General features: G+C 60.3%; 19 protein-coding genes and 2 tRNA genes. 1 reads left to right on the top strand and 20 read right to left on the bottom strand.

The features are described from left to right. Positions 1-212: 212 nt before the first annotated feature. From ACTQ40_RS00485 to ACTQ40_RS00460, 6 genes are all read right to left on the bottom strand, one after another. Complete coding sequence (locus tag ACTQ40_RS00485; RefSeq protein ID WP_035137395.1) at positions 213-356, bottom strand: rubredoxin-like domain-containing protein; 144 nt, start codon at positions 354-356, stop codon at positions 213-215. Between the two features lie 89 nt (positions 357-445). Beyond that, on the bottom strand, positions 446-949 hold the full coding sequence (locus ACTQ40_RS00480; protein ID WP_117743517.1) for a flavin reductase family protein: 504 nt from the start codon (positions 947-949) through the stop codon (positions 446-448). Between the two features lie 232 nt (positions 950-1,181). Beyond that, positions 1,182-1,652, bottom strand: coding sequence for an SsrA-binding protein SmpB (smpB, locus tag ACTQ40_RS00475; protein ID WP_006235325.1), 471 nt, complete (start codon positions 1,650-1,652; stop codon positions 1,182-1,184). Next, positions 1,642-2,559, bottom strand: a complete 918-nt coding sequence (locus tag ACTQ40_RS00470; RefSeq protein WP_427727424.1) for a hypothetical protein — start codon at positions 2,557-2,559, stop codon at positions 1,642-1,644. Before ACTQ40_RS00470 ends, smpB begins: the two co-directional genes overlap by 11 nt. A 95-nt stretch (positions 2,560-2,654) precedes the next feature. Beyond that, positions 2,655-2,731, bottom strand: a tRNA-Glu gene (locus ACTQ40_RS00465). Between the two features lie 17 nt (positions 2,732-2,748). Then, positions 2,749-2,822: transfer RNA gene (locus tag ACTQ40_RS00460), tRNA-Gln, on the bottom strand. 258 nt (positions 2,823-3,080) lie between these two features. Between ACTQ40_RS00460 and ACTQ40_RS00455 the strand changes: the two genes are divergently transcribed. Then, entirely contained in the window at positions 3,081-3,344 is a 264-nt protein-coding gene (locus ACTQ40_RS00455; protein ID WP_441563070.1) for a hypothetical protein, read from the top strand. Between the two features lie 150 nt (positions 3,345-3,494). On the opposite strand, the gene ACTQ40_RS00450 is transcribed toward ACTQ40_RS00455, so the two are convergent. The 14 genes from ACTQ40_RS00450 to rpmE all read right to left on the bottom strand — a co-directional run bounded on the left by ACTQ40_RS00450 (position 3,495) and on the right by rpmE (position 19,547). After that, complete coding sequence (locus ACTQ40_RS00450) at positions 3,495-3,860, bottom strand: arsenate reductase family protein (protein WP_441563159.1); 366 nt, start codon at positions 3,858-3,860, stop codon at positions 3,495-3,497. A gap of 116 nt (positions 3,861-3,976) precedes the next feature. Continuing rightward, complete coding sequence (locus ACTQ40_RS00445) at positions 3,977-4,399, bottom strand: VanZ family protein (protein ID WP_441563069.1); 423 nt, start codon at positions 4,397-4,399, stop codon at positions 3,977-3,979. Positions 4,400-4,661: 262 nt separating this feature from the next. Then, positions 4,662-5,267 carry a recombinase family protein gene (locus ACTQ40_RS00440; RefSeq protein ID WP_427717749.1) on the bottom strand — a complete coding sequence of 202 codons (606 nt, stop codon included), beginning with the start codon at positions 5,265-5,267 and terminating at the stop codon, positions 4,662-4,664. 174 nt (positions 5,268-5,441) lie between these two features. Further along, a complete protein-coding gene (locus ACTQ40_RS00435) occupies positions 5,442-7,577 on the bottom strand; it encodes a ribonuclease R family protein (protein ID WP_441563068.1) in 2,136 nt (711 codons plus the stop codon). A gap of 268 nt (positions 7,578-7,845) precedes the next feature. Continuing rightward, positions 7,846-8,766, bottom strand: coding sequence for a permease-like cell division protein FtsX (gene ftsX, locus ACTQ40_RS00430; protein WP_154515997.1), 921 nt, complete (start codon positions 8,764-8,766; stop codon positions 7,846-7,848). Then, positions 8,753-9,970, bottom strand: coding sequence for a cell division ATP-binding protein FtsE (ftsE, locus tag ACTQ40_RS00425; RefSeq protein ID WP_370450584.1), 1,218 nt, complete (start codon positions 9,968-9,970; stop codon positions 8,753-8,755). The genes ftsX and ftsE overlap by 14 nt, the downstream gene beginning before the upstream one ends. A gap of 450 nt (positions 9,971-10,420) precedes the next feature. After that, positions 10,421-11,362, bottom strand: coding sequence for a transketolase family protein (locus ACTQ40_RS00420; protein WP_441014998.1), 942 nt, complete (start codon positions 11,360-11,362; stop codon positions 10,421-10,423). Between the two features lies 1 nt (position 11,363). After that, positions 11,364-12,194, bottom strand: a complete 831-nt coding sequence (locus ACTQ40_RS00415) for a transketolase (protein WP_154516003.1) — start codon at positions 12,192-12,194, stop codon at positions 11,364-11,366. A gap of 207 nt (positions 12,195-12,401) precedes the next feature. Next, positions 12,402-13,292 (bottom strand): YitT family protein, encoded by an 891-nt coding sequence (locus ACTQ40_RS00410; RefSeq protein ID WP_441563067.1) that lies wholly within the window; start codon positions 13,290-13,292, stop codon positions 12,402-12,404. 163 nt (positions 13,293-13,455) lie between these two features. Further along, positions 13,456-14,604 (bottom strand): peptide chain release factor 2, encoded by a 1,149-nt coding sequence (gene prfB, locus ACTQ40_RS00405; RefSeq protein WP_441540492.1) that lies wholly within the window; start codon positions 14,602-14,604, stop codon positions 13,456-13,458. Then, a complete protein-coding gene (secA, locus tag ACTQ40_RS00400) occupies positions 14,604-17,411 on the bottom strand; it encodes a preprotein translocase subunit SecA (RefSeq protein WP_441032949.1) in 2,808 nt (935 codons plus the stop codon). The genes prfB and secA overlap by 1 nt, the downstream gene beginning before the upstream one ends. A 156-nt stretch (positions 17,412-17,567) precedes the next feature. Then, positions 17,568-17,840: a hypothetical protein gene (locus ACTQ40_RS00395; RefSeq protein ID WP_441032946.1), complete on the bottom strand. Its 273-nt coding sequence runs from the start codon at positions 17,838-17,840 to the stop codon at positions 17,568-17,570. Continuing rightward, on the bottom strand, positions 17,827-18,930 hold the full coding sequence (locus tag ACTQ40_RS00390) for a hypothetical protein (protein ID WP_441067550.1): 1,104 nt from the start codon (positions 18,928-18,930) through the stop codon (positions 17,827-17,829). Before ACTQ40_RS00390 ends, ACTQ40_RS00395 begins: the two co-directional genes overlap by 14 nt. 191 nt (positions 18,931-19,121) lie before the next feature. After that, positions 19,122-19,547: a 50S ribosomal protein L31 gene (gene rpmE / locus ACTQ40_RS00385; protein WP_006235303.1), complete on the bottom strand. Its 426-nt coding sequence runs from the start codon at positions 19,545-19,547 to the stop codon at positions 19,122-19,124. Between the last annotated feature and the right edge of the window lie 76 nt (positions 19,548-19,623).

Below are 19,623 nucleotides of genomic sequence, written 5' to 3'. Positions count from 1 at the left end.
GTTTTGGTTTGTCTCGTTCTGTAACAGGAAGACCCGTTTTGAGCCGTTAGATGTTGCAGGTTAAGACAAAAGGTCGGCCGGACTCACAACAGACAGGATCGGCTAATAGCAGCCGTGATCCCTTGGGGACGGAGGAAAAGGGCCCCGGCCGGGATATCCGACCGGGGCCCTTGGACAGAGCTATATGTTGCTGCAAGTCGTGTGTCTACGAGCTACTCCTCGACGAGCTCAAACTGATCGGGACCGACGCCACACACCGGGCACACGTAATCCTCGGGCAGTTCGGGCGTGTCGACCTCTACCTCGTAACCGCAAACGGTGCACACGAACTTGTACGTCTTCTTTTCCTCGGCCATGATGTTCTCCTCTCGAACGTGGCTGCTGGTGTACTTTGCTTATTAGTATACATTCTTAATAATATAATGCAAGCGGTTTTACCGCATTTCTACCCTTGGTACGAAGACGCCTTGGGCGGCGTCTTGCCCTTCAGGACCTTATGGTAGTAATCGTAGGTGAGCGGCGTCTCGTCGCTCAGGCGCTCGGCATCCTCGACCTCGCCGATAAACAGTAGATGCGTGCCCACATCCACTGTGTCGATCAAACGGCAGCTAAACAAGGCCGCCGCATGCTCGGGAACATAGGGCATGCCCAGTGCGGTCTCGCGCGTCTCGTACTTGGCAAATTTGTCATAGTTGCTGCTGGTACGGAATCCAAAGTTACCAATGTAGGGCATATCGGCCGTCTGATCGATCACGGTCAGCGCAAAGGCCTTGGCAGACGAGATAACGCTAGACGTGACATTTTCCTTGTTCACGGCAACCGAAATGCGCGGCGGCGTGGACGTCACCTGCACCGCGGTGTTGATAATGCAGCCGGCGCGCGACCCATCTGCCGCGGCACTCACCACATACAGCCCGCACGGCATCGTAAAGAACGCAGTTTTATCCAAAACGATCACTCCCCTAACTCGGAATTGAGCCTTGCAGACGTATATACCCACAATGAGACATATGTGTCAGAACGGTAAGAAAAATGAGCCACACGCAGTTGCGGTGAAAAAGCCCCTGTTTAAGCCTGGATACCCAACAAACAGGAACTATTCCACCGCAACTTGCGAGGAGCAGACCGGGAGTACGACAACAGTGATGGATGAACATCCCCGCCCGCCCGGATATCAACCCTTAGCGATTACGCTCCTTAAGCGCGCGATCGATTTCGCGCTGAACGTCACGTTTGGCCATGTCCTCGCGTTTGTCGTAGAGCTTTTTGCCACGGCCCAGGCCCAACAGCAGCTTAACGCGACCATCGGTATTAAAGTAGAGCTCGAGCGGCACCAGTGCATAGCCGCGGTTGCGTAGTTTGCCGTCAAGAAAATCAATCTCCTTGCGATGCAGCAGCAGACGGCGCCGGCGATCGGGATCACGGTTCCACACGCCACCGTGACTATAGGGATGGATGTGCAAACCCACCAGCCAGCACTCGCCGCCGCGAATCAGCGCAAAAGTATCGGTAATCTGACAGGCGCGCTCGCGAATCGACTTGACCTCGGTACCGCTCAACTCAATGCCGCATTCGAATGTCTCGTCGATAAAGTATTCGTGATGCGCCGAACGATTCTTGGAGATGAGCTTGCGCTCGCGCTTACTGGGCATCGCCGGCCTCCTCGGCGTCATCGGCTTTCCCGCTCGCAGCCTCGCGTTTGGCCTTGCGCTCGGCGTTGAGCTCGGCATCGCTTTCGCGCACCAGCTTAATGATCGCCGCGCATGCCTCCTCGCCCACCAGGTCGCGGGCACGGACCGTCAGGCGTGTAGCCTCCTGCTTGTCACCGTCGCCCGCAGCGTCGGTCGCACACATAATCAGACAAATGGCAATCTCGGCCGAAGGCGAGGTCGGTACGCCCTGCAACGCCAGCTCGCCCATCACATGCTCATCACTCTCGTCGGCGGCATCCGGATAGGTGGCATGGATCTTGCTGAGCAAGCGCGTCGTATGTGAATCGCCAGGGGCCAAGCGCAGCGCCAGACGTGCGCAACCCACGGCCGCCGAGACGTTCTCGGTCTCGGGCTCCAAAAAGTACTGGCCCAAGTTGGCGTAGGCGCGGGCGGCGCACCTGCCGTCACTCGCACGCTCCAGCACCGAAAACGAAAGCGAAGCCCACTCCTGCTTGTCCTCGAGCGCACGGAACAGCTCGGCCAGATCCAGTCGGTAGTTGCAGTTCATGGGGTCCCAGCGCACGGCCTGCATCAAGGCATTGCGGGCGCTCACATAATCCTGCTGACGGATGTAGGCAAACGCCATGTCGGAGTACAGGCGGTCAAAGGGCACCTCGACCTGCACCAGCTCGCGTGGATCCTTTTCCACGCGGCGGTAGGCCAGGCGCTCAAACTTGCTATCGAAGCTAAAGTACTGGCGGTTCTCCTCCGTTTTGCACTCGGCATCGATATACTCCTCGGCGAGCTCCACCAAACGCTCCAGCAGCGGCGTCGCCGTGGCCAGGTCTCCCTGCGCCAGGTAATTCTCGGCATACGTAATGTCTTGTAGGCTGATGGGCAGGTCCATGGCAACTCCTCGGTCCAGGTGAAACGCGGCTCATTCCACACATGCGGTGTATACACAAAACCCGGGTCTCTTGCGAGGCCCGGGCATTCAATTTGTGGTAGCCCGTACCAGATTCGAACTGGTGATCTCCGCCTTGAGAGGGCGGCGTCCTAAACCGCTAGACGAACGGGCCATATGTAGCAAATGCAATGGCTGGGATGGAGGGAGTCGAACCCCCATTGACGGAACCAGAATCCGCTGTCCTGCCATTAGACGACATCCCAATGACTGCATCGCTGCGCTCGGCTGTGCCTTTGCGCAAGAAAGAAATATACGGGAAGCATCGCGATGACGCAAGTCTTAATTTTGACTTTTTTAAAATTCGGTCAAATTGGCCTAATTTCGTCCAACCCGTGAAGGACCTGTGATGCCGACCGCTGTACACGAAGGGCAAAACGCCGCGAGCGGTAGCCGTCAACCGTTGGCAGATACTAACGCGAAAACGATAGCACCAGTCAACACAATCGAAGTATCTTTTGATCATGCGGACGTCATGGCATGCGGCGCTCCCCGACCTCAAGCGCATCCAGGCAAGTCTCGTCGAGCTGTCCGGCATGCCGACCGTCATATCCGAGACGAACCTGGAGCGGCGGCAGCGCGAGCGGCGGCAGCGGCAACGAATTCCGTTTATCTGCCCCGGCATTCAGGCATACCTGCCCTTTATGGACGAAGAGTACTGGAGCGACACGCCCGACAAGCACGTAAAGACCTACGACCCACACGAATGGGCGCAGCTGAAGGACTGACTGGGGCAGGCCCGCCCTGGAGTAGGCCCGCCGGCAGAAAGCGCATCCCAGATTTCAAGCTCAAACTGGTCCCCACTTTCCCGTCGAGCCCTCAACCGGAAACCGTGTCCCAGAATCAGCGCTCGAAACGGGACGCACTTTCCGAAGCCGCTACAGCAACGCCTCGGTCCAAGCCGCTTCCCTAAAGCCGGGGATCGCAAAGTCGTCGCCCACCAGCAGCGGGCGCTTAACCAGCATGCCGTCAGTCGCGAGTAGCTCAAAGCACTCCTGGTCCGTCATACCCGCATCCAGGCGCGCTTTCAGACCAAGCTCTCGATATTTGATGCCCGACGAGTTAAAGAAGCGTCGCACCGGCAGCCCCGAACGAGCAATCCAGGTCGCAAGTTCCTCAGCCGAAGGATTGTCTGTAACAATATCGCGATCGACGTACTCAACCCCATGCTCGTCCAACCAGGCCTTGGCCTTTTTACACGTCGAGCATTTGGGGTATTCAACAAACAGCACTGCCATGGGGATTCCCTTCTTAGAAAAGACAAGTGTCTGGCAAACAGCGCATCGATGGCCATCTGCGACCGATGCCGATATTGTAACCAGCGCCGACGTACAGGCGGTCGCGATTTTCCATCTTGAGGTTAGCGCCTCGCATGGGCGCCAATGAGACAGGTCGCGCGCTGAACCAGCGCGGCGGCCAACAGCACCAACAGCATGGCGACAACGTAACCCGCGGCATCGAAGCCCAGGTCGATCATGTCGAAATGACGACCAGGAACAAAGATCTTGTGCACTTGGTCACCGACAGAGCAGACGGCGCAAAAGAGCAGAGCGAGTACGTACCGGAATCGCGCGCATGGCAGGCACTCGCCCAGGCATGCCACTGTCGCCGAAGCAAACAGTCCTACAAAGAAGAACTCAACGGTATGTGCGACGCGACGAATGTTGGCACCCATCCACAGACGAACGGGCGCAAGCGGGTCGGGATGAACAGTGGCAGTCGTTGAATCCGTGCCCTCGACGGCATCCCCCGCCTGGAACTCCTGCGTGGCGTCGGGCCGCACGTCCGCGGCCCGTCCTTCCACCGCGCGCGGTGGACTCGCTGAGCGACGACGTCTGCTCCACGTTTTGCTCCGTCAGCATCCAAATACTTGCCAGCGTCACGACCAGCAGGACAATCGAAATCCATCCGACCATGTGCTTCACACGCGCTAAGGGCTAACCTCCGTCATTTTTTGAGCAGCAGCGAGTGTACCCCCAAATGCAGTTGTCGCCGTAGCGAAATCCAAAATGTTCGAATCGGGGCGCCAGAGGACCGTGGCGCCCCTACTCCATCTCGCGCATCCAGCGATCGAACGTCCCCACGCACACGCCTAGCCGCTTTGCCGCCTGACTCCGCGTGATATCACCCGCCTCGTAGGCATCGCGTACCAGCTCGAATTGCGGGGGACAGGGCTTGCGGGGCCGGCCAAAGCGCACGCCGCGCGCTCGCGCCGCCGCAATGCCCTCGGCTTGGCGCCGGTGGATGTTCTCGCGCTCCACCTGCGCCACATAGCTCAGCAGCTGCAAAACAATATCGGCAATCAACGTACTCGTCACGTCCGACCCACCACAGTCTCTGGCGCGCGTGTCGAGCAATGGCATGTCCAGCACCACGATGGCGGCGCCGAGCTCTTTGGTTATGCACCGCCATTCCTCGAGGATCTCGCTGTAGTTACGGCCCAGCCGATCAATGGAAAGTACCACCAGCACATCGCCGGAATCCAACGCGCACAGCAGCTCGCGATACCGCGGTCGATCGAAGTCCTTGCCACTCGCATGGTCGGCAAAGATATTCGCCGGTTCCACGCCATAGGCGCCCAGCGCATCCAGCTGCCGATTCAGATTTTGATCACGCGAGCTCACCCGCGCATACCCGTACACCGTTGTCATCTCATCCCCGCTCTCTCGTAAACCTCCCAAAAAGGGACAGGTTTATTTTGGTAGGTTTTATCTCCCCTATAGCAGGCGGAAGACGCAAGCGCGCGAGCGGCAAGACGATTGAACCGCCACGAAAAAGGCAGCCCCAAAAGACCGCCCCGTTCTCTATCAATCACCAAATTCCGGCTAATGAATAAGCCTGAAATCCAAGTGCCCGCGGGTCGTGTTGACACGCGAGACCTCGATGATCACGCGTTGCCCCAACTCAAAACGGCGCCCCGTGTCGGCACCCGTCAACGTGAGCGCGTCCTCGTCAAACTCGAACCACTCGCTTCCCAAACTCTTAATCGAGACCAAGCCCTCGACCTGTGTCAGGTCGAGGCGCACAAAGAGGCCCATGCTGCTGACCCACGAAATGGTTCCGGCATAGCGCTCGCCCAGACGATCCTCGTAATACTGGGCGATCTTGATCTTTTGCGTCGCATGGCTGGCGGCGTCGGCCGCACGCTCGGCATCGCTGCATGCACGGCAAATCTGCGGCAAGATGCGCGGCAGCGACTCGCGACCCCTGCCGATCAGCCGCGGCGTGCGCGCCAAGGCATCCTTGCCGCCCAGCTGCTCATACGCCAGCTGCAATTTGAGCACACGATGGACAACAAGGTCCGGATAGCGTCGGATAGGGCTCGTAAAGTGGCAGTAGCACGGCGCGGCGAGCGCAAAGTGGCCCTCGTTGCGCGGCTTGTACAGCGCGCGCTGCATGCTGCGCAATAGCAACGTGTTGACAAGCGGGGCATTTGCCGTGCCAGCGGCAGCGTCAACCGCCGCCTGCAGCTCATCGGGACTTCCCAGGGCAATGCCGGCCGCGCGGCGATCGTCGATGATACCCAGCTGCGCCAGCGCCACAGCGGCCCCGTGCAAGCTGTCGGGGCTGGGATCCTCATGCACGCGATAGCATGCCTCAATATCGCGGTCTGCCAGCCACTCGGCAACGCACTCGTTGGCAAGCAGCATAGCTTCCTCGATGAGCGACGTGGCACACGAGCGCTCGCGGGCCACGATCTGCACGGGAATGCCGTCCTCGTCCAGCAAAGCGCGAATCTCCGCCGTGTCAAAGTCGACCGAGCCGCGCGCACGGCGAATGCGACGGCGTCGCTCGGCAAGCTCGTTGGCAGCGACTAGGAAATCGCTCAGATCCACGTCGTAGTCGCGGGCAGTCTCTTCGCAAGTCAAACCGCGCTCAAGCGCCTCCTCGCGCGACGCCTCGGCTGCAGCAACATCCTCGGCGGCACCTTTCAACACGGAGTACTCCACCGCACCGGCACGCACCAGCAGTGCCTCGGCACCGTCATAGTCCATGCGCACGCGCGAGCGAATCACGCTGGGATACGGATCGTAGTGACGGACGCGCCCCTGCGCATCGAGCTCGATGTCGACGGTAAACGCCAGGCGATCCTCGTCGGGGCGCAAGGAACACAGATCATTCGACAGGCGCTCGGGCAACATGGGGAGCACGCGATCGGCAAGGTACACCGACGTCGTGCGATGGCGAGCCTCTAGGTCGATGTGTCCATCCCAGGCCACATAATGCGATACATCGGCGATATGGACACCCAGCTTGTAGCCGCCCTGCGTCGTGCGCTCCAAAGAGATGGCGTCGTCAAAGTCGCGCGCGTCGACCGGATCAATCGTGATGATAAAACGGTCGCGCAGATCACGGCGAAGTGGGTCCTTAAGAGCTGTCGCCACGTCGAGCGATAGCTCCTCGGCCTCGGCAAGGGCGGTCTCGGGATAACTATCGGTATAGCCGTAACGAGCCATGACATATTGAACGCCCAAGTCGGGCGCATCGTCGCCGCCAATGCGGCGCTCAAGAGTCACGGTGCCCGATTCCAAGCGTGTCGGATAGGTCAAGATGCGTGCGACGACTGCATCGCCCGGATGCACGCCCAAACGCTCCGCCGAAGTATCCTCGGGCAAAATAAAGAAATCGGCCTTGAGACGCGAATCAAGCGGCTCGATCACACCGAGCGGGCCTGCCGTCTGATACGTGCCCACCACGCTTATGGCCGCGCGCTCGACAACGCCCTCGATCACGGCACGGCGATCGCCGCGCGGTCCGGTCTTAATGCTCACGGCCACGATGTCGCCGTCCATAATCTCGCGCTTGCCGCGACCCATAACCTTATAGTCGCCATTATCGGTGACAACATAGGCGCTGTGCTCATGGAGCTGCACGCGGCCCGTCAGGCTGGGACGCCGCTCGCTACGCACCGGCGCGCGCTTGTTGCGAGCGCTACGCTTATGTTTGTTATTGCGCCCCATGGCGCCTCCTTACTATCTGTTGCGGGGCCCGCAGGCGCAACCGCATCATGTCAAAACACCGTGCTGGCCTAAACCGCACGCATCAATGAGTCTACCCAATCAACAACAGGGCACGCACCTCGCGTCATGATCCCTATGTGACGGAGAAAATCGAATTATCGAGACAAGCCGAACTGCCAGTGAGCCCTTTTCCTCCGTCGCACGGGAATCAAAAAACGGGCCGCCCCAGAGCGGGACGGCCCGTTAGCAAAACTAATTCCAGCTGTGTCTACACGCGCAGGTAGCGACGCATGGCAATGGCGGAACCAAAGAGACCGATGATCACGCCGACCAGGATCAGTGCGGCATACGTCACCAGGTAGTATTGCATCGGCAGCGCAAACGACATCCAGCCAATGCTCTCCTGAAGACGCGGAACCAACAGGTTGCGAAGCAGCTCCAAAACACCGATGGAAAGCAGCGAGCCCAAAACGGCCTGCAGCACGCCCTCGGTGATAAACGGACCGCGAATAAAGCCATTGCTGGCGCCCACCAGGCGCATGATAGCAATCTCGCGGCGGCGAGCCGTAATCGACAGGCGAATCGTGTTGTTGATAAAGATGAACGCAATAAACGTCAGCAAACCAACAAGCACAACGGCAGCGATGCGGATGTAGTTCGTCACCTGGAACAGGCGGCTCACTTCCTCCTGACCGTACAGAACGCTCGCGTCAACGTCACCGTCATCCGCGATCTTCTGGAAATCGGAGTTCTTCTTGAGCTTCTTGGCCGTGCTCTCGACCTGGGACGGATCGTCCATCTCGATCGCGAACGAAGCAGGCAGCGGATTCTGGCCGTCAAGCGCGCTCAGAGTGGCGTCGGCGTTACCCGACATCTTGCTCGTGTACTCGGCCAGCGCGTCGTCCTTGTCCTTATAGGTCACGGACTTAACATTGTTCCACGTCTTGAGCTCACTCTCGAAAGCCTGGACGTCGGCCTGGTCGGCGTCATCGCTAATAAACGCGTTGATAACAACCTGGTCCTCAACGGTGCCGATCACGGAGTTCAGCATCGCGGAACCCATGATGAACAGGCCGATGATAAACAGCGAAAGGAAAATCGTGATGACGGCGCCGAGCGAGGTGGTCCAGTTACGGAAGAAGTGGCTCATTGCCTCTTTGAGCGAATAGCCCACGTTAGTTGGTGCCATAGTTGCCGTAACCTCCCCTCTCCTGGTCGCGGATTACGTGGCCGCCCTCGAGGGCGATCACCCGACGATGCATGCTATCGACCATCTCGCGATCGTGGGTAGCCACGATCACGGTCGTACCGGTGCGGTTAATGCGCTCGAGCAGCTTCATGATGCCGAGCGAAATTGCCGGGTCGAGGTTGCCCGTTGGCTCGTCGCAAATCAGCAGTGGCGGACGGTTGACCATGGCGCGGGCGACGGCCACGCGCTGTTGCTCGCCGCCGGAAAGCTGATCGGGCAGCGAGTCCATCTGATCGGCCAAACCGACCAGACGCAGTACCTCGGGCACCTGGCTGCGAATGACGCCCTTGGGCTTGCCTATGCACTGCAGGGCAAACGCCACGTTTTCATAGGCGGTCTTTTGCGGCAGAAGCTTAAAGTCCTGGAACACGGCGCCAATCTGGCGGCGCAGGAAGGGAACCTTGCGGTTCTTGATTTTCATGAGATCCTGACCGGCGACCAAAATGCGACCGCTCGTAGGCCTGACATCACGGTTGAGCGTGGAAAGCAGCGTGGTCTTACCCGATCCGGAATGACCGACCAAGAAGACGAACTCACCCGGATAGATCTCGATGTTGATGTCGTCGAGTGCGGGCTTGTTGGGCTGTGCCGGGTAGATCTTGGTGACATGCTCCATCAGAATGACGGGCTCGACACCGGCCTGCTTGGCCATCTTCTTGCGACTTGCCTGCGGATCGATAGGCGCGAACACCGACGTAAAATCGGGGTTGTTGAGCGCATTGTCAAGACTTGCGACCTCGGCAGCCTGATCATTCTCGACCATGGGCGCAGCGGGCTGCGTAGGATCGGGAATGCCGGCAAAGAGGCCGGACTGCGCCGGTTGCGGCGCGGGCGTAGCAGGAACCATGGGATCGGGAATGCCCGCCATGGTCGGCTGAGGCTCGGCTGACGTCTGAGGCTGGTTCACGCGAGCAGTCACCTTTTGGACGGGCTCAAAGCCCGCAGCGGCGGAAAGCTCGACATCGCTGGTGGGATTGTAGGCAAAGGGATCGGATGCCGGCCGTGCCTGATCTGCCGGCTGTGCGGGGGCCTGGGCAATATGCTGGCCCTCTGAATCCGGAGTGGCGAAACGTGTGCCCGGGACACCTTGCCGTGTCTTGGGGGCCTCATCGCCCGCACCGGAGGTACGGAAGTGGTTACCCACTGGTGCTCCTTATCATCGTGCGTTTAAACTACATGAGCGCTTTGTATTTTAGCAGCATTAGCTTCACTGCACATAAGAAGCATGGCAGGGTTTTGGTCTCACCGGCCGCGCACAGGGCTACCTCCCAAATCGTCCTCGGACATGTCGGAGTCCCCGCTGCGCGCTTCGCGCTGCGGGGACTCCTCCGTCCTGCGGAATGATTTGGGAGGTAGCCCTGTGCGCGGCCTGCGGCTACTAAGGAGTCGCCGCGTTTTTCTTGGGGTGCTGCATATACAAAGTTGGGAGGGCTGAGCTGCACTTTGCTGGCCTGGGCCCGCTTCCCGGAGGAAGCCCTTGCTTGGTGCGGGCCTAATTTGTTTGTTACCGACAAAAACAGGGGCGCCCTCTTTGGGGGCGCCCCTGTTCTGGCTTGCTTACGGTTGCTGAAGCGATACTTCGCCTCGTCTTGCCCTAGGCCAAGAACTCCTTGGTGGTTGCCACGATGTTGGCGGCATCCAGGCCGTACTTGTGCAGGAGCTCGGCGCCCGGGCCGGACTCGCCAAAGGTGTCGTTGACGCCAATCTTCTTGAGCGGCGTCGGGCACTGCTCGCAGAGCACGTCGGCAACGGCGCTGCCCAGGCCACCGATCACGGAGTGCTCCTCGACGGTCACGACGTGGCCGGTCTTGGCGGCGCTCTTGACGATCAGATCGGCGTCGATGGGCTTAATGGTGTGCATGTTGATGACCTCGGCGTCGATGCCCTCGGCAGCGAGCTGCTCGGCAGCCTCGAGAGCCTCGCCAACCATCAGGCCGCAGGCGATGATGGTCACATCGGCGCCCTCACGCATGACGATGCCGCGGCCCGGCTCGAACTTGTAGGTCTCGGGGTCGTTGATGACCGGCGAGGCCAAACGGGCAAAGCGCATGTACACGGGGCCGTCGCACTCGTAGGCGGCGCGGACCACGGCGCGGGCCTCCACGTCGTCGGCCGGGACAATCACGGTCATGCCAGGGATAACACGCATAAGGGCGATATCCTCGCAGCACTGGTGCGTGGCACCGTCCTCGCCCACCGAAATACCGGCGTGCGTGGCGCCGATCTTGACGTTGAGGTGCGGATAGCCGATGGAGTTACGGACCTGCTCAAAAGCGCGGCCGGCGGCAAACATGGCAAAGGTGCTCGCAAAGGCGGTACGACCGGTGGTCGCGATACCGGCGGCGACACCCATCAGGTTGCTCTCGGCAATGCCCACATCGAAGAAGCGGTCGGGGCAGGCGGCCTTAAACTTACCGGTCTGCGTGGCGGCAGCCAGGTCGGCGTCGAGGACCACAAAGTCGTCGTGCTCGGCAGCGAGCTCAACGAGGGCCTCGCCGTAGCTTACACGCGTGGCGATTTTCTTGACGTCTGCCATCCTAGAGCTCCTCTCCGGCGGCCGTGAGCTCTGCCATGGCCTGCTCAAACTGTTCATCGTTGGGGGCCTTGCCGTGCCAACCAACCTGGTTCTCCATAAAGGAAACGCCCTTGCCCTTCATGGTCTCGGCGATAATGGCGGTAGGCTGACCCTTGGTGGCGCGAGCCTCGGCAAAGGCGGCGCGAATCTGACCGAAGTCGTTGCCGTCGGCGAGCTCCACCACGTGGAACTTAAAGGCGCGGAACTTGTCGGCGAGCGGCATGGGATCGTTAACCTCCTCGACGGGACCGTCAATCTGCAGACCGTTGTGGTCAACGATCACGCAGAGGTTGTCGAGCTGCTGATTGCCGGCAAACATGGCGGCCTCCCAGACCTGGCCCTCCTCGCTCTCGCCGTCGCCCAGCAGGGCGTACGTGCGGTAAGTATCGCCCCAGTGCTTGGCGGCGACGGCCATGCCCACGGCGGCGGAGATGCCCTGGCCCAGCGAGCCAGTGGACATGTCGACGCCCGGGGTATCGTTCATGTTGGGGTGGCCCTGCAGGTGGCTGCCGATATGGCGCAGCGTCTCGAGGTCCTCCTTGGGGAAGAATCCGCGCTCGGCGAGCACGGCGTACAGACCCGGAGCGCAATGGCCCTTGGAGAGCACAAAGCGGTCGCGGTCGGCCTTGCGAGGATCGGCCGGGTCGACATTCATCTCCTCAAAGTACAGATAAGTCATGATGTCGGCAGAGCCGAGCGAACCGCCCGGATGGCCGGACTTGGCAGCGTGCACGCCGGTGACGATGCCCTTCCTTACCTCGTTGGCAACCTTTTTGAGCTCTTCGTCGCTCATTGTGCCTTCCTTTCATCCTCTTTAGACAAGATGCGCACGGCGCAGAAGGTAATCCCAACCCAGCCGCAATGCACGTGCGCCATTCATTATGCTGGAAACTGAAGGCTTTACCAGAGTTTTTATCATTATTTGAATAATTTAGCTGGCAGACCCGCTGATGAATCGGTTTATCAATGTGAACGTCTTTTGGATGGAGCGCAGTCTGCCCTACGCGTTAATGTCCTTGAACCCCTCGCCGAAGGCTTCCGTAACGTCGGCGACCGTCACGATAGCTTGAGGATCGCGCTCGCGCACGATGGTCTTGAGTGTATTGAGCTCGCGGCGGCTAACGATCACCATAATCACCGGCTTCTCAGCGCCCGAATACATGCCGGTCGCCTTAAACTTAGTGCAGCCGCGACCCAGGCCATACATGATATCGGCCGCGATATCGGGGAAATTCTCCGAGATGATGAGCACCATACGGCGCTTGTTGCCGCCATCGACCACAGCGTCGATCACATAGCCGCTCATTACCATCGAAAGCCCTGCATACAGCGCGTTCTCTAGAGAGAAAACGGGGGCCGATGCCGCGCATACGGCGACATCGATCGCCATGACGGTCGAACCCACCGGCAGCGAGGTATTACGCGAGATAATCTGGCCGATGGTGTCGGAGCCGCCGGTGTTGGCGCCGGCGCGTAACACCATGCCGTAACCAATGCCCGTGATAATGCCGCCCCACATAGCGGGAAGCATCAGGTCTGCATCTGCCAGAGGCGCTACAAACGGGGCAAACAGGTCGGTAAAGAAGCCCAGTAGCACAAAGCCTGTCGCCGTCTGTACCACATAGAACATGCCGCCCTCGCGCATGACGACCAGCAACAGCAAGGCGTTCACCACGATGGTTTGGATACCGACGGGCAGCGACACGCCCCGCGCGGCACCGACCGCCTGGATAATAGTCGCAAGGCCCGTAACGCCACCGGCGGCAAGACCGTTGGGAATCAAAAACAGGTCGGTCGCGATGGCCGCCAAAGCGCACCCAAGCATGATCTGGGGCAGATCGCGGAAGAAGTTCATTGAAAGAATGCGCTTGATATCCAGACGATATGCCATGCTACCTCCCTCAAAAAAGCGCACCCCATTGGGTGCGCTTTGAACTTCTTACCGTATTTGATTCTACCGATTCGCCGAGCAAAAGCCACCCCGCGGCGGGTTTGCTCTGGATATAAAACCGCCCTGGTCAGAGTTTAGTGTCGGTCCGTGACTCACCCGGGGCTTAAGCGGACGGAGACTCCGCATCGGCATTGCCGGTAGCCCAGCGATGGTAGCCGATCACAAACGGATCCAAGTCGCCATCGTCGAGAACGGCGTCGACGTTGCTGGTCTCCACGCCCGAGCGCAGGTCCTTGACCATCTGATACGGATAGAGCACGTAGCTGCGGATCTGGTTACCAAAGCCAATCGTGGTCTTGGGACCGCGGATCTCGTCGAGCGCCTCGGCGCGCTTCTCGAGCTCAATCTCGTACAGGCGGGCCTTGAGAATCTGCATACACGCGGCCTTGTTCTGAATCTGGCTTCGCTCATTTTGGCAGGTCACTACAATGCCGCTGGGAAAATGCGTCACGCGCACGGCGGAGTCGGTGGTGTTGACGCCCTGGCCGCCCGGGCCGCTTGCGTGGTACACGTCGACGCGGATATCGTCGGGGTTGATCTCGATATCGATATCGTCGGGCAGCACCGGAATGACCTCGACGCCGGCAAACGTAGTCTGTCGACGCTTCTTGTCATCGGTGGGGCTAATGCGCACCAAACGGTGAACGCCGGCCTCGGCACGAAGCATACCGAAGGCATCCTTGCCCTCAACGGTAAAGGTCGCGCGATCAATGCCAATGACCTCGGCAGCGGGGCAATCGTTGATGGTGACCTTCCAGCCGCGGCGCTGGCAGTACTTCATGTACATCTTAAAGAGCATGAAGGTCCAGTCCTGCGCCTCCAAGCCGCCCTGTCCGGGCTTGATGGTCACAATCGCGTCACCGTGATCGAACTCGCCGGTAAACCAGCTCGAAAGTTCGAGCTCATCGATGGCGCGTGCCAGACGATCAGCCGTGGCGGCAGCCTCCTCACGCAGTGCAGCGGCATCGGGGTCATCGCCCATTTCCTCGGCAAGTTCCAGCGCCGCGCGGGCATCGGAGAGCTCGCCGCGCGCGGTATCCACGGCGGCGATATCCTCCTTGGCGCGCGCAATCTCTTCCATCGTGGCGCGAGCGGCATCGGCGTCGTCCCAAAAGCCGGGAGCGACGCTCTTGGCCTCAAGCTCGGTCACGTGGGTGCGCTTCTCGTCCAAATGAAGATACGACTCAACCTCGCCGAGCCGGTCCGCAAACTTGTCCAGCTCGGCGGGCGTTACCTCTAAAGCATCCGCCATTAACGATTCCTGCCGTGGCAGTACTTGAACTTCTTGCCGCTGCCGCAAGGGCACGGTTCGTTGCGACCCACGTTGACATACGGGTCGTCGCTCTCGGACTTGCGGTAGGTGGTCACCTTAGCGCCGTTGTTGACAGCTGCCGGTCCGCCCTGGACGGCCGTGCGAGCCTGTGCCCGTGCCTCCTTGCGCAGGACCGAGTTGCCGTTGTCGCCATCGACGTCGGCGGGGCCGGAGAAGCGCGCACCCTCGAGCGCGGGGTCCTCCTTGCGCTCCACAGCCTGCGGGGCGGCCTTGATCTCGATGCGCAGGACGGTGCGCAGGTAATCCTCGTACATGGTGTCAACGAGCATCTGGAAGGCGCCATAGGCCTCAGTCTTGTACTCGACCAGCGGGTCGCGCTGACCAAAGCCGCGCAGTCCGATACCGGTCTTGAGATAGTCCATCTCCTGCAGGTAGTTCATCCAGCGGGTATCGATGACGCGCAGCATGACCTGAGTATTGAGCTCGCGCATGAGGTCCTCGCCCAAGCGCTCGGCCTTCATGTTGTAGCACTTCTCAACGTAGGCCAGGACATCGGCGGCCAGGGCCTCGTAATCCTCGTCGGGGAACTTGGGCGTATCGATATGGCCGGTCAGCTCCACAACCCACTTGCGCAGGCCATCGAGGTCACGCTCGCCGTCGTGGCTGTCCTTAGCGCAAAACTCCTGCACGCAGCGGTACACGGTGTCGTGCATGACCTCGGTGATGTGGTCGGTCAGGTCCTTACCGTCCAGAATCTTGTTGCGCTCGGCGTAGATAACCTGGCGCTGCTTGTTCATCACGTCGTCGTACTCAAGAACGCTCTTGCGCATGGAGAAGTTGATGCTCTCGACCTTGTGCTGGGCGCTCTCGACGGCCTTGGAGATGATCTTGTGCTGGATGGGCATGTCGTCGCCCATTTCTGCCGTGACCATCATCTTGGAGACGCGGTCCATCTTGTCTCCACCGAACAGGCGCATCAGATCGTCCTCGAGCGACAGGTAGAACTGGGTCTCGCCCGGATCGCCCTGACGGCCAGAACGGCCACGCAGCTGATTGTCGATACGGCGGGACTCATGGCGCTCGGTGCCGATGACGGTCAGACCGCCGGCCGCAAGCACGCGCTCGCGCTCGGCCTTGCAGGTCTCCTTGGCCTCGGCGTTAAACTGCTCGAGCTGCTCGGGCGTCACGTCCTCCATGGTCAGGCCCTCGTACTCCAGGCGCTCGCGCACCAGCTCGTCGGGGTTGCCGCCCAGCAAGATGTCCGTACCACGACCGGCCATGTTGGTGGCGATGGTCACGGCGCCGTAACGACCGGCCTGGGCAACGATATGAGCCTCGCGCTCGTGATGCTTAGCGTTGAGGACCTCGTGCGCGATGCCGCGCTTGGTAAGGGCGGCCGACAGCTTCTCGGAGCTTTCGATGGAGACGGTGCCCACCAGGACCGGCTGGCCCTTGGCGTGACGTCGCTCGACGTCGTCGGCAACGGCGTTGTACTTGGCCTGGATGGTGCGGTACACCAGGTCCTCGTGATCGACACGCTGCACGGGCTTGTTGGAGGGGATGACCTCGACGGGCAGCTTGTAGATCTCGCGGAACTCGGCGTCCTCGGTAAGCGCCGTACCGGTCATGCCGGAAAGCTTGTCATACAGACGGAAGTAATTCTGCAGGGTGATGGTGGCCAGCGTCTGGTTTTCCTCGCGCACGAGCACGCCCTCTTTGGCCTCGATAGCCTGGTGCAAGCCCTCGGAGTAGCGACGGCCCTCCATGATGCGGCCGGTGAACTCATCGACAATCTTGACCTCGCCGTTGGTAACGACGTACTGCTTGTCGCGGTGGAACATGTATTGGGCCTTCAACGCCTGCTGCAGGTGGTTGACCAGCTGGCCCGAAAGGTCGGCGTAGATGTCCTCGATACCCAGGCGGCGCTCGATCTTCTTGAGGCCGCGCTCGGTGGCGGCAATGGTGTGCTTGGCCTCGTCCATGACGTAGTCGCCCGTGGGCTCCACATCCTCGGTGGCGGTGAGCATATCGTGCGACACGTCCTCGCCGCGCTCCAGACCGCGCACGGCGCGCGCGAAGTCCTTGTAGGTGCTGGCCGACTTGGTGCCGGCGCCCGAGATGATCAGCGGGGTCCTGGCCTCGTCGATCAGGATGGAGTCGACCTCGTCGACGATGGCGTAGCTGTGGCCGCGCTGGACGCGCTGCTCGGGGCGGGTGACCATGTTGTCGCGCAGGTAGTCAAAGCCAAACTCGGAGTTGGTGCCGTAGGTGACATCGGCCTGGTAGGCCGGGCGCTTAAGCTCGAGCGGCATGTTGTTCTGCAGCAGGCCGACGGTCATGCCCAAGTACTTGTAGATGCGGCCCATCCACTCGGAGTCGCGCTTTGCCAGGTAGTCGTTGACGGTAACGACATGCACGCCCTTGCCGGCGATGGCGTTAAGATAGCCGGCCAGGGTGGAGACGAGTGTCTTGCCTTCGCCGGTCTTCATCTCGGCGATATGACCTTCGTGCAGCGCCATGGCGCCGATGAGCTGTACGTCAAAGTGACGCATGCCCGTGATGCGCTTTGAAGCCTCGCGCACGGTGGCAAAGGCCTCGGGGAGCATGTCGTCAAGCGACTCGCCGTTAGCATAACGCTCGCGGAACTTATCGGTCTGGCCGCGAAGCTCCTCCTCGGTCATCTTCTCAAACTGAGGCTCAAGCCCGTTGATCTGGTCAACGATCTTGTAGTAGCGCTTAAGGTCCTTATCGGATCCAAAGGACAGCAGCTTTGACATGAATCCCATGTGGTTTTCCTTTTTTGGCCATCGCCCGTAGCGCACTGCACTGGGCGAGTTAAACACAGATAGTTGTACTTTAGCCAAACGGGGCGCACGCTATACGCTCGACCTCATCCCCCACGTAATAACTACGACCGACCTGCCAAAAAGGGACGTTTTATTTTAGTGGCTACGGCCCAGATAGGCGCCGATAACTTTGCGCTGCTCGGCGCTCGCCCGATAGTAGACGCGAAGCTCGCCTTCGGCATCCAAATCAAAGCGCGTCTCGTCAATCAGGCCATTCTTGTGCGCGGTCATGAGCGCCTCCTGCATGCGCGGCCTTGCAAAGGCGGCAAACGATGCATACTCGGCCGCGAGATCGGCCATCACATCGTCGACGCAAGCCTCGTCATGGCAAACAAAATAATCGAGCATGGCATAGTTAAGCGGAAGCATCCCGATCACCGTCCTTTTTAACCATGTCGAGGGGATTCACGGCAATCAGGCAAATGCCGACGAGGTTGACGACGGCCGCCACCCATGCAACGGACGGAAGCGCGTAGCCGTCAAAGCCCAAGACCAGGCCGACGATAATCCACGTAAACAGCGGCGCTGTAAAGGTATAGGTGCCGTTGATGGCCATGCCCAGCGCCGTGCCGCACATGGAGTTGGCGCGATACCAGCTCATAAACGAAAAGTAGGCGGCAAAACCGGAGCAGGCGAAAAACACGACGGAGGATTTGTCGGTGAGCGCTTGGGCGACAAGGACGTAACTCTGACCAAGGGGCTCTCCGCATGCCAAGGTTAGGGCCGGCAGTACCAAGCACAGGTTGCCGACGCCCGAGACAAGCTGACGGATGTTGATGGCGATCTGAGGATCGATCATGCAGGTGGCGCGGCCGCCCACGCATCCCTCGACGCCCCAGCACAGGGCGGCTAACAGCGCCAGGCCCAGGCCAAGCGCCATGCCGGAAGATGCCTGCCCGCTCAGGCCGGCGCTACCGATCATGGCACCGGCGACCACGCAGACAACGATGCCGGTGACGACACGGGGGCTAAGCGGCTGTCGGTAGAGCACGCGGGCGAGCACCGCACCGATCGCGGGGTTGAGCGCGGCGATGGGCACGGCAAGCGTGCCTGCCTGCGAAAGCGCGATAACGTAGGCGGCAGAAGCGATGGGCCCGCCAATGAAGGCGGCGGCGATAACGATGACGCCGGGCTTTGAGGCGATGCAGCGGCCTAGGTCGGCGAGTTTGCCCTGACCGGCAGTGAAAAACGTGGCCCAGACGGCACTCAGCACGTCATTGACGCCCGAGGCGATCGTGGGCAAGATGAATACCGCCAAAAGGCCGGAGGGAGCAAATGCATCGAACCAACCGGCCCAAACGCCAAAGAGCTGACCGGCGGTAACAAAGGCCGTGTACAGCGCATACATGCAGCTCGAAAGCGCCGCGACAGCGATACCCTTCCTAAAATAGGCAGCATCGAGCGCACGCTTCTTTGCCACCGCGAGCTCGCGATTGCCCAAGGACGTCGATGTGTCCACGTAGCCTCCTATCGGTTACCTGCCAAAAAGGGACAGGTTTATTTTGGCAGGTTTTATCTGGGCAAACGAAAAATCCCCACCGTTCGGTGCAAAGAGGACGTGCTACTTTGCGTCGATAAGAAAAGGGCCGTGCACCCAATTGGATGCACGGCCCTTTTGCCATGAATGCGAGCGATTCCTCGGCGAGCTATTTACTCAGCAGCCTCGGTGGTCTCGGCCTCGGCAGCGGCCTCCTCGACGGGAGCCTCTGCGGGAGCCTCGGCGGCCTGCTTGGCAGCCTCCTCGGCAAACTTAGCGGCACGCTTGGCCTTCTCGGCAGCCTTAGCCTCAGCGGCGGCCTTGCGAGCGGCCTCGGCCTCAGCAGCCTTGGCGGCCTTGGCAGCCTTGGCCTCCTCGGCCTTCTTGAGCTGGGCGGCAGCGGCGCCACCAAACTTGTCGGCGAAGCGCTGGACGCGTCCACCGGTGTCGACGAACTTCTGCTGGCCGGTGTAGAACGGGTGGCACTCGTTGCAAAGCTCGACCTTCATCTCGGACACGGTAGCGTGCGTCTTGAAGGTGTTGCCGCAGGAGCACGTCACCGTGCACTCGACATACTGGGGATGGATACCCTGCTTCATGGTAGGACTCCTTATTGGTCAGGCGCTGGTTACCGATCAGCGCATAAGGCGTCTTGGTTTCCGACCAAGACAACAA

This window comes from Collinsella sp. Sow4_D11, assembly GCF_052116465.1.
In the GTDB taxonomy this organism is placed as follows: domain Bacteria; phylum Actinomycetota; class Coriobacteriia; order Coriobacteriales; family Coriobacteriaceae; genus Collinsella.
This window is presented reverse-complemented; position numbering and strand designations above follow the sequence as displayed.

What these genes read in the sequence shown, in the direction of transcription:
- ACTQ40_RS00435 (WP_441563068.1), bottom strand. Translation starts at nt 7,577, where the DNA reads ATGGGGCGCAATAACAAACATAAGCGTAGCGCTCGCAACAAGCGCGCG.
- ftsX (WP_154515997.1), bottom strand. Translation starts at nt 8,766, where the DNA reads ATGGCACCAACTAACGTGGGCTATTCGCTCAAAGAGGCAATGAGCCAC.
- ACTQ40_RS00420 (WP_441014998.1), bottom strand. Translation starts at nt 11,362, where the DNA reads ATGGCAGACGTCAAGAAAATCGCCACGCGTGTAAGCTACGGCGAGGCC.
- ACTQ40_RS00410 (WP_441563067.1), bottom strand. Translation starts at nt 13,292, where the DNA reads ATGGCATATCGTCTGGATATCAAGCGCATTCTTTCAATGAACTTCTTC.
- ACTQ40_RS00485 (WP_035137395.1), bottom strand. Translation starts at nt 356, where the DNA reads ATGGCCGAGGAAAAGAAGACGTACAAGTTCGTGTGCACCGTTTGCGGT.
- ACTQ40_RS00455 (WP_441563070.1), top strand. Translation starts at nt 3,081, where the DNA reads ATGCGGACGTCATGGCATGCGGCGCTCCCCGACCTCAAGCGCATCCAG.
- prfB (WP_441540492.1), bottom strand. Translation starts at nt 14,604, where the DNA reads ATGGCGGATGCTTTAGAGGTAACGCCCGCCGAGCTGGACAAGTTTGCG.
- ACTQ40_RS00440 (WP_427717749.1), bottom strand. Translation starts at nt 5,267, where the DNA reads ATGACAACGGTGTACGGGTATGCGCGGGTGAGCTCGCGTGATCAAAAT.
- ACTQ40_RS00395 (WP_441032946.1), bottom strand. Translation starts at nt 17,840, where the DNA reads ATGCTTCCGCTTAACTATGCCATGCTCGATTATTTTGTTTGCCATGAC.
- rpmE (WP_006235303.1), bottom strand. Translation starts at nt 19,547, where the DNA reads ATGAAGCAGGGTATCCATCCCCAGTATGTCGAGTGCACGGTGACGTGC.
- ACTQ40_RS00470 (WP_427727424.1), bottom strand. Translation starts at nt 2,559, where the DNA reads ATGGACCTGCCCATCAGCCTACAAGACATTACGTATGCCGAGAATTAC.
- smpB (WP_006235325.1), bottom strand. Translation starts at nt 1,652, where the DNA reads ATGCCCAGTAAGCGCGAGCGCAAGCTCATCTCCAAGAATCGTTCGGCG.
- secA (WP_441032949.1), bottom strand. Translation starts at nt 17,411, where the DNA reads ATGGGATTCATGTCAAAGCTGCTGTCCTTTGGATCCGATAAGGACCTT.
- ACTQ40_RS00415 (WP_154516003.1), bottom strand. Translation starts at nt 12,194, where the DNA reads ATGAGCGACGAAGAGCTCAAAAAGGTTGCCAACGAGGTAAGGAAGGGC.